Origin of the sequence: Mycobacterium sp. 012931 (assembly GCF_000419295.1) — a bacterium.
GTDB lineage: Bacteria > Actinomycetota > Actinomycetes > Mycobacteriales > Mycobacteriaceae > Mycobacterium > Mycobacterium marinum.
The window spans coordinates 460,483-474,848 of the sequence record NZ_AOPX01000001.1 but is presented as its reverse complement, the minus strand read 5'-3'; the positions used below and the strand labels follow the sequence as shown (position 1 = coordinate 474,848).

At 68.4% G+C, this 14,366-nt stretch carries 10 protein-coding genes and 2 pseudogenes; 7 read left to right on the top strand and 5 right to left on the bottom strand.

What is annotated here, in order from left to right; genetic code table 11:
- The first annotated feature begins 94 nt into the window (after positions 1-94).
- Genes egtA through egtE form a run of 5 tightly spaced genes read left to right on the top strand, consistent with a single transcriptional unit; the run spans position 95 to position 5,505 of the window.
- Entirely contained in the window at positions 95-1,384 is a 1,290-nt protein-coding gene (gene egtA, locus MMSP_RS02110; protein ID WP_020785272.1) for an ergothioneine biosynthesis glutamate--cysteine ligase EgtA, read from the top strand.
- The gene (egtB, locus tag MMSP_RS02105) at positions 1,381-2,682 is read left to right on the top strand and encodes an ergothioneine biosynthesis protein EgtB (RefSeq protein ID WP_020785271.1); all 1,302 of its coding nucleotides are present in this window, start codon (positions 1,381-1,383) and stop codon (positions 2,680-2,682) included. The genes egtA and egtB overlap by 4 nt, the downstream gene beginning before the upstream one ends.
- Positions 2,682-3,395 (top strand): ergothioneine biosynthesis protein EgtC, encoded by a 714-nt coding sequence (gene egtC, locus MMSP_RS02100; protein ID WP_015357533.1) that lies wholly within the window; start codon positions 2,682-2,684, stop codon positions 3,393-3,395. The genes egtB and egtC overlap by 1 nt, the downstream gene beginning before the upstream one ends.
- Positions 3,392-4,357: an L-histidine N(alpha)-methyltransferase gene (gene egtD / locus MMSP_RS02095; protein WP_020785270.1), complete on the top strand. Its 966-nt coding sequence runs from the start codon at positions 3,392-3,394 to the stop codon at positions 4,355-4,357. Before egtC ends, egtD begins: the two co-directional genes overlap by 4 nt.
- On the top strand, positions 4,354-5,505 hold the full coding sequence (egtE, locus tag MMSP_RS02090) for an ergothioneine biosynthesis PLP-dependent enzyme EgtE (RefSeq protein WP_020785269.1): 1,152 nt from the start codon (positions 4,354-4,356) through the stop codon (positions 5,503-5,505). The genes egtD and egtE overlap by 4 nt, the downstream gene beginning before the upstream one ends.
- 15 nt (positions 5,506-5,520) lie before the next feature.
- Here the strand turns inward: egtE and MMSP_RS02085 are convergent, their stop codons facing one another.
- Positions 5,521-6,219, bottom strand: coding sequence for a class I SAM-dependent methyltransferase (locus MMSP_RS02085; protein ID WP_015357530.1), 699 nt, complete (start codon positions 6,217-6,219; stop codon positions 5,521-5,523).
- Between the two features lie 10 nt (positions 6,220-6,229).
- Positions 6,230-7,712 (bottom strand): annotated as a pseudogene (locus tag MMSP_RS02080) (glutamate-cysteine ligase family protein).
- Positions 7,713-7,846: 134 nt separating this feature from the next.
- Here MMSP_RS02080 and glpK point away from each other — a divergent pair.
- Complete coding sequence (glpK, locus tag MMSP_RS02075) at positions 7,847-9,373, top strand: glycerol kinase GlpK (RefSeq protein WP_020785266.1); 1,527 nt, start codon at positions 7,847-7,849, stop codon at positions 9,371-9,373.
- A gap of 7 nt (positions 9,374-9,380) precedes the next feature.
- On the opposite strand, the pseudogene MMSP_RS02070 reads toward glpK, so the two are convergent.
- From MMSP_RS02070 to MMSP_RS02060, 3 genes and pseudogenes are all read right to left on the bottom strand, one after another.
- Positions 9,381-11,366, bottom strand: a pseudogene (locus tag MMSP_RS02070) (PE family protein).
- A 159-nt stretch (positions 11,367-11,525) separates the two neighbouring features.
- Positions 11,526-12,230, bottom strand: a complete 705-nt coding sequence (locus MMSP_RS02065) for a PadR family transcriptional regulator (protein WP_036427020.1) — start codon at positions 12,228-12,230, stop codon at positions 11,526-11,528.
- A gap of 133 nt (positions 12,231-12,363) precedes the next feature.
- The gene (locus MMSP_RS02060) at positions 12,364-13,269 is read right to left on the bottom strand and encodes an RDD family protein (RefSeq protein ID WP_036426008.1); all 906 of its coding nucleotides are present in this window, start codon (positions 13,267-13,269) and stop codon (positions 12,364-12,366) included.
- 104 nt (positions 13,270-13,373) lie between these two features.
- Between MMSP_RS02060 and MMSP_RS02055 the strand changes: the two genes are divergently transcribed.
- Positions 13,374-14,366 carry a stage II sporulation protein M gene (locus tag MMSP_RS02055; RefSeq protein ID WP_020785263.1) on the top strand — a complete coding sequence of 331 codons (993 nt, stop codon included), beginning with the start codon at positions 13,374-13,376 and terminating at the stop codon, positions 14,364-14,366.

Sequence of the window (14,366 nt, the reverse complement as noted above, 5' to 3'; positions counted from 1 at the left end):
ATGTCGGGACGGTCTGGAAGATGACCTGGAAGATGGCATGTGGCGGTTATCGTTGCCGATAGCCGCGCAGCATCCGGCCCGGAGGGATCGTGATATGACGTTCGCCCCCAGTCCTGCGGCGACGTCGCAGCTGGACAGCTCCCGTGCGGCCGACGCCGACATCGCCGGTTCGGCGGTCGCGGCGCAGTACATCGCCAATGGGTGCCTGGTCGACGGCCCCATTGGGCGAGTCGGTCTGGAGATCGAAGCGCACTGCTACGACCCAGCCGATCCGCATCGCCGCCCGAGCTGGGAGGAGATCGGCGACGTTCTCGAGGGGCTGGGAAAGCCGCCGGGCGGGAGTGCGGTCACCGTCGAACCCGGCGGGGCCGTGGAATTATCGGGTCCACCGTGCGACGGCATCCTGGCCGCCATCGACGCGATGCGCCGGGACCAAGCCGTGCTGCGGTCGGCCTTTGCCGACGCCGGGTTGGGCCTGGTCTGTCTGGGCGCCGACCCGATCCGTCCGACCATGCGGATCAATCCGGGTGCGCGCTACCAGGCCATGGAGCAGTTCTTCACCGCCAGCCAATCCGGGATGGCCGGCGCCGCAATGATGACGTCGACCGCCTCGATCCAGGTCAACCTGGACGCCGGACCGCAGTCGGGATGGGCGTCTCGGGTGCGGTTGGCGCACGCCCTGGGGCCCACGATGATCGCGATCGCCGCGAACTCGCCGATGCTGGGCGGCGAGTTCTCCGGCTGGAGATCAACGCGGCAGCGGGTGTGGGGGCAGATGGACGACGGCCGATGCGGGCCGATCCTCGGGGCCAGCGCGGATGATCCCGCCACCGACTGGGCGCACTACGCGCTCAAGGCCCCGGTGATGCTGGTGCACAATCCGGATGCCGTGGCGGTGACCCACCATGTGCCCTTCGCCGACTGGGTGGACGGTCGGGTCTTGCTGGGCGATCGGCGGCCGACCTACGCCGATCTCGACTACCACCTGACCACGCTGTTCCCGCCGGTGCGGCCACGCCAGTGGCTGGAGATCCGCTATCTGGACAGTCTTTCCAACGTGTTCTGGCCCGCCGTGGTGTTCACCCTGGTGACGCTGCTGGATGATCCCGGCGCCGCAGAGCTGGCCTTCGAGGCCGTCCAGCCGGTCGCCACCGAGTGGGACACGGCGGCGCGCGCGGGCCTGGGGGATCCGCGGCTGCATGCGGCGGCCAGCCGGTGTGTGGCCATCGCGGCCGAACGGGCGCCGGCCGAGCTTGCCGACGCCCTGCAGTCGCTGCTGGCCTACGTGCAGCGGGGCCGCTGCCCCGGTGACGACTTTGGCGATCAGGTGACCGAGCATGGCGTCGCGCCGGCGATCGCGCGGCTGGCCCGAGGGGAACAGTGACCTCACGAGAACGACTTGCCGAGGACCTGGATCGGGTCCGGACCCAAACGTTGCGGCTGGTCGATTTCGACGACGCCGAACTTCGTCGCCAGTACGACCCCCTGATGAGCCCGCTGGTGTGGGACCTGGCCCATATCGGTCAGCAGGAGGAGCTGTGGCTGCTACGTGAGGGCGACCCGGATCGGCCGGGGATGCTGCCGCGGGCGGTCGAGGGTCTCTACGACGCCTTCGTGCACAACCGGGCCAGTCGGGTCGAGCTTCCGCTGCTGTCCCCGGCGCAGGCGTACTCATATTGCCGGACGGTCCGCGGGGCCGTCCTGGATGCTCTCGACGCCCTGGACGGACAGGGCGATGACTTCACGTTCGGCATGGTGATCAGCCACGAAAGCCAGCACAACGAGACGATGTTGCAGGCACTGAATCTGCGATCCGGCCCGCCGTTGCTGGGGCAGACCCCCGCCTTGCCTCCCGGACGGGCGGGCCTGGCCGGAACGTCGGTAGAGGTCCCCGCCGGGCCGTTCGTGCTGGGTGTGGACGGTAGCGCCGAGCCGTACTCACTGGACAATGAGCGTCCCGCCCACCCGGTCGACGTTGCGGCGTTCCGGATCGGCCGGGTGCCGGTCACCAATGCCGAATGGCAGCACTTCATCGACGACGGCGGCTACCAACAGTCGCGGTGGTGGTCACCGCGCGGCTGGGCGCACCGCCAGAGCGCCGGCCTGAGCGCGCCGCAATTCTGGAACGCCGATGGGCGAACCCGCACCCGATTCGGCTACCAGGAAGACATCCCGGCCGATGAGCCGGTGCAGCATGTCACCTACTTCGAGGCCGAGGCCTACGCGGCCTGGGCCGGAGCCCGGCTACCCACCGAGATCGAGTGGGAGAAGGCGTGCGCGTGGGACCCGGTGACCAATTCGCGCCGCCGCTATCCGTGGGGGGACTCCGCGGGGCCGGTCGGCAACTTCGCCGCCCACGCCAACCTGGGTGCCACGGCGTTGCGTCCGGCACCGGTCGGTGCGTATCCGGCCGGCGCTTCGGCGTACGGAGCCGAGCAGATGCTCGGTGATGTCTGGGAATGGACCGCGTCGCCGCTGCGGCCCTGGCCGGGCTTCGCCCCGATGATCTACCAGCGCTACTCGCAGCCGTTCTTCGACGGCGACTATCGGGTGCTGCGCGGTGGATCTTGGGCGGTCGAGCCGGCCATCCTGCGGCCCAGCTTCCGGAACTGGGACCATCCGTATCGACGCCAGATCTTCGCGGGCGTTCGGTTGGCGTGGTCCATTGAGGATGCCGCCTGATGTGTCGTCATCTCGGTTGGCTCGGCAGCGAGGTCACGCTTTCCTCGCTGATCCTGGATCCGCCTTACGGTCTGCGGGTGCAGTCGTATGCGCCGCGCCGCCAGAAACACTGCCTGATGAACGCCGACGGCTGGGGTGCCGGCTTCTTCGACAGCCGTTACGACGACCCCGCACCCAGGCGCTGGCGTAGCCCGGCTCCGCTGTGGGGTGATGCGTCCTTTGATTCGGTGGCGCCGGCATTGCGCAGCTCGTGCGTGGTGGCCGCGGTGCGTTCCGCAACCGTCGGAATGCCAATCGACATCAGCGCGACCGCCCCATTCACCGACGGCCGCTGGCTGTTGTCGCACAACGGTATCGTCGACCGGGCCGTGTTGCCGCGCAGCGATTCAGCCGAATCGGTATGTGACAGCGCATTGCTCGCGGCGGCCATCTTCGAGCGCGGTCTGGATGCGCTGGGCGACACGATCCGCGAGATCGGGGCCGCCGATCCAGGTGCCCGGCTTAATGTGCTGGCCGCGAACGGGTCTCGCTTGCTTGCCACTACCTGGAACGAAACCCTTTCCATCCTGCGTCGCCCCGATGGGGTGGTGGTGGCCAGTGAGCCCTATGACAACGACACCGACTGGGAAGATGTGCCGGACCGGCACCTGGTCGAGGTCACCGCGGAAGGGGTTACCTTGACCGCATTGGAGCCCACGAAAGGAACGCGATGACGCTGTCGCTATCCAACCACCTGGCCGAGGACTCGGTCTATCTCGCGTTGCGTCGCGACGTGTTCGACGGGCTGCAGAAGAGCCCAAAGTCGCTGCCGCCCAAATGGTTCTATGATGCCGTCGGCAGTGAGCTGTTCGATCGGATCACCCGATTGCCGGAGTACTATCCGACCCGCGCCGAGGCGCAGATTCTGCGTGCCCGGTCGGCCGACATCGCGGCAGCCAGCTCGGCCGACACCCTGGTCGAGCTCGGCAGCGGTACTTCGGAAAAGACGCGGCTGTTGTTGAATGCGCTACGAGACCGCGGCCTGCTGCAAAGATTCGTTCCCTTCGATGTCGACGAAAGTGTGTTGTCGGCGGCCGCAAGCGCGATTCAAAGCGAATATGCCGGCATCGAAATCAACGCCTTCTGCGGTGATTTCGAGGAACACCTGGCCGAGATCCCGACCGGCGGGCGTCGGCTGTTCGTCTTCTTGGGCTCGACGATCGGCAACCTCACGCCCGGGCCCCGAGCGGAGTTCCTGGCCGGCCTGGCCGCGGTGATGCGGCCCGGAGACAGTCTGTTGCTGGGCACCGACCTGGTCAAGGACGCCGACCGGCTGATCCGCGCGTATGACGATGCCGCGGGAGTGACGGCGCGGTTCAACCGCAACGTGCTCGCCGTGGTCAACCGAGAACTCGATGCGGATTTCAACGTGGACGCCTACCAGCACATCGCCCGCTGGAACAGCGTGGAGGAGCGCATCGAGATGTGGCTGCGGGCCGAGGGCCGGCAGCGGGTGCGGGTGCGTGCGTTGGGATTGACCGTCGATTTTGCTGCCGGTGAGGAGATGCTCACCGAGGTTTCCTGCAAGTTCCGGCCGGAAGGTGTCAGTGCCGAGCTGGACGCGGCTGGCCTGCGTCGCATCCAGTGGTGGACCGACGAGGCCGGCGACTTCGGACTGTCCCTGGCCACCAAGTGACCGACACCCTGGCCGACCGGTGGCGGGCGGCACGTCCTCCGGCGGCGGGACTGCACTTGGACAGTGCCGCCTGCTCGCGGCAAAGTCTCGAGGTGCTGCGGGCCGTCGCCGCCCATGGTCTACACGAGGCGGAGGTCGGTGGATACGTGGCCGCCGAGGCTGCCGCACCCGTGCTTGATGCGGGGCGCGCCGCGGTTGCGACCTTGTGTGGCGTGCCTGACGCGCGGGTGGTGTTCACCACCGGCTCGCTGCACGCACTGGATCTGCTGTTGGGCAGCTGGCCGCGGGAGAGCCGGACGCTGGCCTGCCTGCCCGGCGAGTACGGTCCCAACCTGGCGGTCATGGCCGCGCACGGATTCGAGGTTCGCCTGCTGCCGACGCTGGACGGCGGCCGGCTCGCCCTTGACGATGCGGCCTACGAACTCGAGGAAGACCCACCGGAGCTGGTGCACCTGACGCCGGTGGCCAGCCACCGGGGCACCGTGCAGCCGCTGGCCATGATGGCCGAGCTCTGCCGCGAGCTGGGGCTGCCCCTGGTCGTCGACGCCGCTCAGGGGATGGGCCAGATAGATTGCGCCGTGGGCGCCGATGTCACGTATTCGTCGTCGCGCAAGTGGCTTGCCGGGCCGCGCGGTGTCGGAGTGCTGGCCATGCGCCCGGAGGTGCTGGATCGGTTGACGCCGCGCCTGGCGCCCCCGGATTGGTCCCCGGATTCACCGTCCACGTCGGTCGCCCAGATCCTGGAGTTCGGCGAAGCCAATATCGCGGCGCGAGTTGGTTTTTCACTAGTGGTGGGGGAGCATCTGGAATATGGGCCGGCGTTGATCCGGGCGCGCCTGGCCGAGCTGGGCGCCGCGGCCCGTCGGGTGCTGGCGGACGTGGACGGCTGGCTGGTGGTCGAAGAGGTCGACGAGCCCAGTGCGATTACCACTTTGGCGCCAATCGACGGCGCCGACCCGGCGGCGGTGCGGGAGTGGCTACTCGAGCAGCGCCGGATCTTGACCACCTACGCCGGAATTGCGCGGGCGCCCCAAGAGCTGACGGCCCCGGTGCTACGCGTCGCGCCACACGTCGATACCACGGCCGAGGATCTGGAAAACTTCGCTGAAGCGCTGATCGAGGCGACCGCGGCGACCACCGCTACCTGACGTTGCGGGGCTTGCTCACGCCTTGTGCGCGGTGAGCAAGTAGGCGGGAAACTTCATCCGACCCTTCTCGTCTCGTTGGTGCGGCGGAAACTCGATTGGCGATCCAGCTGGCAGCGGCGGGATGACCGGCACGTTGGCGTGGATGAATGCCGGCCGGATCTCGTCGATCTCCCAGTACTTGCCCACCGCGGCCCGCAGCTCGTCCTCGTCGACCTCATTGGGCTTGGTCTCCAACGCGGCCGGGAAGGCGCCCTTGGCGAACACCAGCACGAAATAGCTGGCCCCGGGGGCCGCGGCGCGGTGCACCGATTTCAGGTAATCGTCGCGCCCCGACACCGGCAGCGAGTGAAACAGGGTGCTGTCGATCACCGTGGCGAATCGGCCGGCGGAGCCGGCCGGATAGGCGTTGAAGTCGGTGATGTCGGCCTGCACGAAACTGGTGTTGCCCAATCCGCGTTCGGCCGCGGCCTTGGTAGCCGCCGCGATGGCGGTGGGTGTGATGTCGATGCCCACCACCGTGTACCCCTCGGCGGCCAGTGCCAGCGACAACTCGGCGTACCCACAGCCGGCATCGAGCACGTCGCTGTGGATCTTTCCGGCCGCGATCAACGCCGCCAGTTCGGGCTGTGGTTCACCGATATTCCACGGCGGCGGACCCTCGAACGCCCCTTGCTGCTGGTATGCGTCGTCCCAGTCCATCACCGGAGAAGTCATGATTGCCAACCTACTCGCGCTCTATCGGCCAGCTATGTACCGGCTCGTTGGCATGCATGTGTTCGCAATAGCGGCGCAGCATTTCGGCCAGCGCGTCATCGCGGTTCATCCCCCGGTCCTGCAGCACGGCCACGGTGGCCACCTGCCAGCTCGCTCTGTTGCGGCGGCTCTCGGCGCGGGCTTCGATGACGCCCAAGAACCGCTCCCGCACCTCGTCGGCGACACCGGATCGCTGCAGTCCTTCATGTGCCATCGGCAGCAACGTGCCCAACACCAGTTGCTGTGTCGTCACCTCACCCAATCCCGGCCAGTGCAGCCGGGCGTCGATCCCATAGCGGGCCGCGGTCAAGAAACTGTCTTGTGCGGTAGCAAAACTCATCTTGGTCCACGGTTGGGGGTCGGCCTCGGCCAAGGTGCGCAGCGCACCGTAGTAGAACGCCGAATTGGCCAGCATGTCGATGACGGTCGGTCCGGCGGGCAACACGCGGTTCTCCAACCGCAGATGTGGCCGCCCGTCGGCGACGTCATACACCGGCCGATTCCAGCGGTAGACCGTGCCGTTGTGCAGGCGCAATTCGGCCAGTTGCGGGGCCCGGCCGGCCGCAAGCTCGGCGACCGGATCCTGGTCGGACACCTCGGGCAGCAGCGACGGAAAGTAGCGGGCGTTCTCCTTGAACAAGTCAAGGATCGAGGTGATCCACTGTTCCCCGAACCACACCCGGGGGCGCACCCCCCTGCGTCTTGAGCTCCTCCGGCCGGGTGTCGGTGGATTGGGTAAAAACCTCGATCCGCGTCTCCGCCCACAGCTGGTGGCCGAAAAAATAGGGTGAGTTGGCGCCCAGCGCCAGCTGCGGCCCGGCCAGCATCTGGGCCGCATTCCAGTTGGGCGCGAAATCGTCGGGCGACACCTGCAGATGCAATTGCAGACTGGTGCAAGCGGATTCGGGGGCAATGGATGCCGCCCGCCAGCTCAATGGCTCCGGGCCCGAGATATTGATCGGGATGTCCTCGCCGCGGGCATCGAAGATGGAGTCGTTGAGTGCGCTGTAGCGGGTCGATTCGCTCATCCAGTCTTGCGCGAAGTGCCGGGGCATCAGCGTGGGCAGAATGCCGATCATCACGATGTGGGCGCCGCCGGAGTTCGCCTTCTGCTCGGCAGCGTTGAGGCTGGCCCTTACCTCCTTTTCCAGCTGCAGGCCGGTATCGCCGGGAAGCGGCCGGGGCGGCACATTGAACTCGATATTGAACGCGCCCAATTCGGATTGATAGGCCGGGTCGGCGATCGCGTCCAGCACATACCGATTCGACATGGCGGGCTGATAGTCGCCGTCGACCAGGTTGCACTCGATCTCCATGCCGGTGAGCGCTTCGTCGTCATCGAAGCCGCTCTGTGCCAGCATCGTCTCGACGACGTCGACACATAGTTGCAGTTTGCGCCGGTATTCCCGCCGGTGTGCGCGGTCATACGTGGTGCGCTTGACCTCTTCGCCCACTAGGCCGATGCAACCGGTTTAGCGTCTGCAGCGCAAGTGTCAGCCCGTTTACCACCGGTCTTCGGCCGGGCCGAGGCCCCGATAGACCATCATGGACGATTACATCCAGTGTTCGATGTCACCCGAGGAGAGCAGTGGCCGATTCCCCCGACTTTGTAGCAGCCATCGACCAGGGCACCACCAGCACTCGCTGCATGATCTTCGACCACCAAGGCGCCGAGATCGCCCGTCACCAACTCGAGCACGAGCAGATCCTGCCCCGCGCCGGCTGGGTGGAACACAACCCGGTGGAAATCTGGGAACGCACCGCCTCGGTGCTGATGTCGGTGCTCAACGCCACCGATTTGTCGCCGAAAAATATTGCCGCACTGGGAATCACGAATCAACGTGAAACCACGCTGGTGTGGAACAAGCGAACCGGCAGGCTCTACTACAACGCGATCGTCTGGCAGGACACCCGCACCGATCGCATCGCCTCAGCGCTAGACCGTGACGGTCGCGGTGACGTGATCCGCCGCAAAGCGGGATTGCCCCCGGCGACCTATTTCTCGGGCGGCAAGCTGCAGTGGATTCTGGAGAACGTCGACGGGGTGCGCGCCGCCGCCGAACGCGGTGATGCCCTCTTCGGTACCCCGGACACCTGGGTGCTGTGGAACTTGACCGGCGGCCCGCGCGGCGGCGTGCACGTCACCGATGTGACCAACGCCAGCCGGACCATGCTGATGAACCTGGAAACCCTGGACTGGGACGACGAGCTGCTGTCATTCTTTTCCATCCCCCGCGCGATGCTGCCCGCGATCGAGCCGTCGTCGCCGCTGCAGCCCTACGGCATCACCCAGGACACCGGTCCGGTCGGCGGTGAGGTACCCATCACCGGCATGCTCGGCGACCAGCACGCGGCCATGGTCGGCCAGGTGTGTCTGGACGCGGGCGAGGCGAAAAACACCTACGGCACCGGCAACTTTCTCCTGCTGAACACCGGCGAGACCATCGTGCGATCCAGCAACGGCCTGCTGACCACCCTGTGCTACCAATTCGGCGATGCCAAACCCGTGTACGCGCTGGAAGGGTCGATAGCCGTAACCGGCTCCGCGGTGCAGTGGCTACGCGATCAGTTGGGCATCATCAGTGGCGCCTCGCAGAGCGAGGCGCTGGCCCGGCAGGTCTCCGACAACGGCGGGGTGTACTTCGTGCCGGCATTCTCGGGCCTGTTCGCACCGTATTGGCGCTCCGATGCGCGCGGGGCGATCGTGGGGCTGTCGCGGTTCAACAACAACGCCCACTTGGCTCGCGCGACGCTGGAAGCGATCTGCTACCAGAGCCGCGATGTGGTGGACGCCATGGAAGCCGACTCGGGCGTGCGACTCGAGGTGCTCAAGGTCGACGGCGGCATCACCAGCAATGACTTGTGCATGCAGATCCAGGCCGACGTGCTCGGGGTGGACGTGGTGCGGCCGGTGGTCGCCGAGACCACCGCGCTGGGCGCCGCCTATGCGGCGGGGCTGGCCGTCGGTTTCTGGGCCGATCCGTCGGACCTGCGGGCCAACTGGCAAGAGGACAAGCGCTGGACGCCGCAGTGGACCGATGACCAGCGCGCCGCCGGATATGCCGGTTGGCGCAAGGCCGTGCAGCGGACCTTGGACTGGGTCGACGTGTCCTAGCGGCCGGTTACGGCGAGCCGTCGAGCCCGTCTTGGCCAATCAGCGCTCCGCCGGTGCCGCCGCCGGGACTGCCCGGGGTGCCGCCGCTGCCGCCGTTGCCACCGTCACCGGTCAATCCGGCGTTGCCCCGCTGTCGGCGCCGCCGACGTAGTCGCCCTCGCCACCGGTGCCTCCGCTGCCGCCGTTGCCTGACAACTGCCCACCGGTGCCGCCCGCCCGCCTTGGCCTCCGGCACCGGTAAAGCTGATTCCGCCGGCACCGCCGGCTCCGCCGCCGCCCAGCAACACGGCTTGCCCCCGGTCCCGCCGGTCCCGCCGGCCGTGGACCCGAATCCGCCGAACCCGCCGGCGCCGGCGTCGGAGAACACCAGCCCGGCACTGCCGCCGGTCCCGCCGGCCCCGCCGATTCCGCTGTAGCCGGATCCGCCGTTCCCGCCGCCGCCGCCGCTGCCGAACAACGTCCCGGCGTTGCCGCCGGACCCACCGTTGCGCCCGGGTCCGCTAGTGTTGTAGCCGCCCGCCCCACCGGTCCCGCCCGGTCCGCCGAGCAGGCCGGCATCGCCGCCGGCCCCACCGTTACCGGGGGTGCCGCCAAAGCCGGCCCCGCCGTTGCCGCCGGCGCCACCGCCGGCACCGACCAGCCCGCCGCTTCCTCCGGCTCCGCCGTCGCCCCCGTCGTTGAACCCGGCCCCACCGACCCCACCGGCGCCGCCCCACCGACCCCACCGGCGCCGCCGGCGCTCAATAGTCCGCCGGCCCCACCGGTTCCGCCGGTACCTCCCGAAGCGCCGCCGCTTCCGCCGCCTCCGCCGCCTCCGCCGTCACCGAGTAGCCAGCCGCCGGCTATGCCGGCCCCTCCGGTCCCGCCCGCGCCACCCGCGAGGCGCGCGCCCGCCCCGCCCGTACCGCCGGTGCCCAGCAAACCGGCGGCGCCGCCGTCGCCGAGTAGCCAGCCGCCGGGTGTGCCGTCGGTCCCGCTTCCGGCCGCACCCGGGGTGCCGTTGCCGATCAGTGGGCGCCCGGTGAGCGCCTGGGTGGGCTCGTTGATCACGCCGAGGGCTTGTTGCTGCAGGTTGTGTAGTGCCGAAGTGCTTGCCGGTGCGTTGAAGCCGTCCAGTCCCAGCAGCAGGCCGCTGATCCCGCCGGCGCCCGTGCTGCCGGTACTCAGGCCGGTGCCGCCGGTGCCGCCGGTGCCGGCGTTGCCGCCGTTGCCGCCGTTGCCGCCGGCTCCACCGACGCCCGCACCGAAACCGAAGCTCTCGCCACCGGCGCCACCGGCGCCGCCGTTGCCGATCACCAGGCCGGCCCGGCCCCCGGCCCCGCCGTCGCCGGCGCCGACGCCACCGACTCCGCCGACCCCACCGTTGCCGAACAGCCCGGCGTTGCCGCCGGCTCCTCCGGCACCTCCGACGTCGTTGAGGGCGACGGCCGCGCCGCCCGCCCCGCCGGCCCCGCCGCTGCCGAACAGCAGCCCGCCCGCCGCCGCCGAAGAGCCCGCCGGCCCCGCCAACACCTCCGGCGCCGCCGGCGCTGCTGGAGCTGCCGCCGGCCCCACCGACCCCGCCCGGGCCGAATAGCCATCCGCCGGCGCCACCCGTTGAGCTGCCGCCGGCCCCGCCGTTACCGATCAGCCAGCCGCCAGGCGCCCCATCGGTACCCAGGCCAGGGGTCCCATTGGCGCCGTTGCCGATCAAGGGACGGCCGGTCAACGCCGCAATGGGCTCGTTCACCGCGGCGAGCAATCCGGCGCTGCTGGCCTCCGCTCCGGAATAGGCGCCCGCGCCTGCGGACAGCGCTTGGGCCAACCGGGTATGGAATTCCAGAGCCCGCGCGCTGAGCACCTGATAGCCCTGGCCGTGGCTGGAGAGCACGGTCGCGATAGCCGCGGACACCTCGTCCTCGGCTGCCGCCACGATCTGCGTGGTTTGAGAGGCCGCGGCCAGGTCCGTGGCCGCGGCCTCGATGATCTCGGGAACCGCCATCACGTAGGACAAGTGAATCCCTCCCCAAACGGGCGCACGATCTAACTGGCGCCCAATCATTCACGTTATAGTCAGCGAATCAGACGTAATCCGATCTGGGTTGGGGAATCCCGGTTTTCATAGATGTTTGCGATATTTAAGTTGGTTGAGTAACCAACCGGATGGTAGTGATCACTCCTCGCCGAGAATGCCGTAGATCTCCCGGCGCGCGTTGTTGATGATGTCGATGACGCGTTGCTGCTGCTCGGGGCTGGCGGCGTGGGCCGTTTGCATAACCGCGCCGATCAGCTGGCGCATCGCCGTGCGCAGGTTGATGTGTGCCGGGTCGACACCTTCGGCGATCTCATCCCACGGTGGGGTTTCGATCTTGTCGGCGGCCTCGCGTCCCTGTTCGGTCAGCTCGAAAAGTTTCTTGCTGCCATCGGATGCGCTGGCCGCGATCAGGCCCTCGTCATCGAGCAACTGCAGGGTGGGATACACCGAGCCGGGGCTGGGGCGCCACAGGCCGTTGCTGCGGTCGGCGATCTGCTGGATCATCTCGTAGCCGTGCATGGGCTGTTCGCTCAACAGCACCAAGATGGCCGCGCGCACGTCACCGCGCCGTCCACGGCCGGGGCCGCCGCGGCGCCCACCGCCTCGTGCGCCATCGGGGCCGAAGCCGAAACCGAGCCCGGGGCCAAAGCCGGGGCCGAACCCGCCGCCGAACCCGAGCGGTCCGTCATGGTCGGCGTCGTGGTCGCGGAGGTGTTCGAAGAATTCGCGCCGGGCGTGCCGCCTGGCGCTGTGTAGGGCACGCCGCTGTGCCGGTCCGGGTCCGAAGCCGAACCCGGGTCGCGGGCCGAACGGTCCGCCGGGGGGTGTGAACAGGTTGTTCATGTTGTGTTCCTTACGTGTCTTTTGGAAGGTCGCCACGATGGACGACTGGTATATCGAATACACATCACGATATATCGTGATCGAACGTAAGACAATGCCCGGATCGGCCGGCCGATCTGGATTGCGCGCGTCGTCAGCTCGGTGGCGAGAACCCGCCGCCGACGGGGCCCTGCGGCGGGCTCGGGGCCGGGTCGGGTGCGAACGGGGGCTGGATTAGGGGCTGGGGCGCGGGCTGGCCGGGCCACCAGACCGGAGCCGGCGGGGTCTGCGGCGGCCATCCCGCTGGCCCGCCTGCTCCCGCGGGGCGCAGCCGGGCCAGCTCGCGGCGGTGTCGCTCGGCGAGTACCGCGGCAAGCACGAGCTGTGGAGGCGTGCCCGGAGGCGGTGGCGGGGCGATGTGGGACAGCACGTCCCCGGCGATGCGATAGGCCATCTGGTGGCGCAACCGCAGATCCAGTTGTGGCGCTCGGGAAAGGAATTGGCGCGCGACCTCGGCCTGGCCCGCGCTGAGGCCGGAGAGCTGCAGCGACGATGCCCACCAGGCCAGGGTCGGTGGCATGGCCGGCGGTGGCGCCAGCCGGGGGCCGCGCTCGCTGACGACGATTGTGCCGGCGAAGATGTCACCGACACGTTTGGCTTTCGGCGATAGCATGCTGCAGATCACGGCCGGGCTGCCCAGCAGCATCCAGATCTCCACCACCGCCGCCAGCGCGCGAAACAGTGCCTGGCGGAAGCGTTCTGGGCCGCCGTCATCGGACACCACGCGCAGGCCCATGGCAATCTTGCCCAACGAACGGCCCCGGGTCGCCGTCTCCATGATCACGGGATAACCGACGAGCACCAGCACCGTGAAGATGATCAGGAACGCGATGGTCAATGCTTCGTCGAGTTCGCTCAGCGAGGCTGCCCACAGCGTCAACCCCATGATGTAGCCGATGAACATCACGGTCATGTCGATGATCGCGCTCACCGCGCGTACCGGCAGCTGGGCGATCTGCACGTCCAGCACCACCGCGTCCCCGGTTACCACCTCCGACATACCTGGGAACGGTACAGGCAGCCCGATCCCGCGGGATGGCTGCCGGTGTCGCACCGGATGCCCGCCGTGAACTGGGCGAACCCCCGGCGGGATAGGCTGCGCGGGTGGATGTCGACGCGTTCTTGCTGACCCACCGCGCCACCTGGGACCGGCTCGACCACCTAGTCAAAAAACGTCGCTCGCTGACCGGCGCCGAGATCGATGAACTCGTTGAGCTCTATCAGCGGGTATCCACGCACCTGTCGATACTGCGGTCGGTGTCGTCGGATCCGTTGGTGACCGGCCGGCTCTCGAGTCTGGTTGCGCGTGCCCGCGCCGCGGTCACCGGTGCGCACTCGCCGCTGAGCAGCACGTTTGTTCGGTTCTGGACGGTGTCCTTTCCGGTGGTGGCCTACCGTGCCTGGCGCTGGTGGTTGGCGACGGCGGTGGCATTCTTCGCGGTGGCGGCGCTCGTCGGGTTCTGGGTTGCCGGTAGCCCCGAGGTGCAGTCCGTCATCGGAACCCCCGCTGAGATCCACGAATTGGTCAACCACGACGTCGAGTCCTACTACAGCGACCACCCCGCGACCGCGTTTGCGCTGCAGGTCTGGGTGAACAACTCCTGGGTGGCCGCCAAGTGCATTGCGATGTCGGTGGTGTTGGGGGTGCCCATCCCGCTGGTGCTGTTTCAGAATGCGGCAAACGTGGGAGTGATCGCGGGCCTGATGTTTGCGGCCGGCAAGGGCGGGGTGCTGTTGGGCCTGCTGATTCCGCACGGATTGCTGGAGTTGACGGCGGTCTTCCTGGCCGGTGCGGTTGGGATGCGGCTGGGCTGGTCGGTGATTGCGCCCGGCGACCGGCCGCGCGGGCAGGTTCTTGCCGAGCAGGGCCGCGGGGTGGTGTCGGTTGCCGTGGGTCTGGTGGGTGTGCTGTTGGTATCCGGGCTGATTGAGGCCATGGTGACGCCGGCGCCGTTGCCGACCTTCGTCCGGATCGCCATCGGCGTCATGGCCGAGGCGGCGTTCTTGGGCTACATCGTCTACTTCGGCCGCCGCGCGGCCAAAGCCGGAGAGACCGGTGATATCGAGGACGCACCCGACGTGGTGCCCACCAGCTGA

Coding starts and splice junctions, on each gene's coding strand:
- egtA (WP_020785272.1), top strand. CDS start 95: ATGACGTTCGCCCCCAGTCCTGCGGCGACGTCGCAGCTGGACAGCTCC.
- egtC (WP_015357533.1), top strand. CDS start 2,682: ATGTGTCGTCATCTCGGTTGGCTCGGCAGCGAGGTCACGCTTTCCTCG.
- egtD (WP_020785270.1), top strand. CDS start 3,392: ATGACGCTGTCGCTATCCAACCACCTGGCCGAGGACTCGGTCTATCTC.
- MMSP_RS02085 (WP_015357530.1), bottom strand. CDS start 6,219: ATGACTTCTCCGGTGATGGACTGGGACGACGCATACCAGCAGCAAGGG.
- MMSP_RS02065 (WP_036427020.1), bottom strand. CDS start 12,230: ATGAACAACCTGTTCACACCCCCCGGCGGACCGTTCGGCCCGCGACCC.
- MMSP_RS02060 (WP_036426008.1), bottom strand. CDS start 13,269: ATGTCGGAGGTGGTAACCGGGGACGCGGTGGTGCTGGACGTGCAGATC.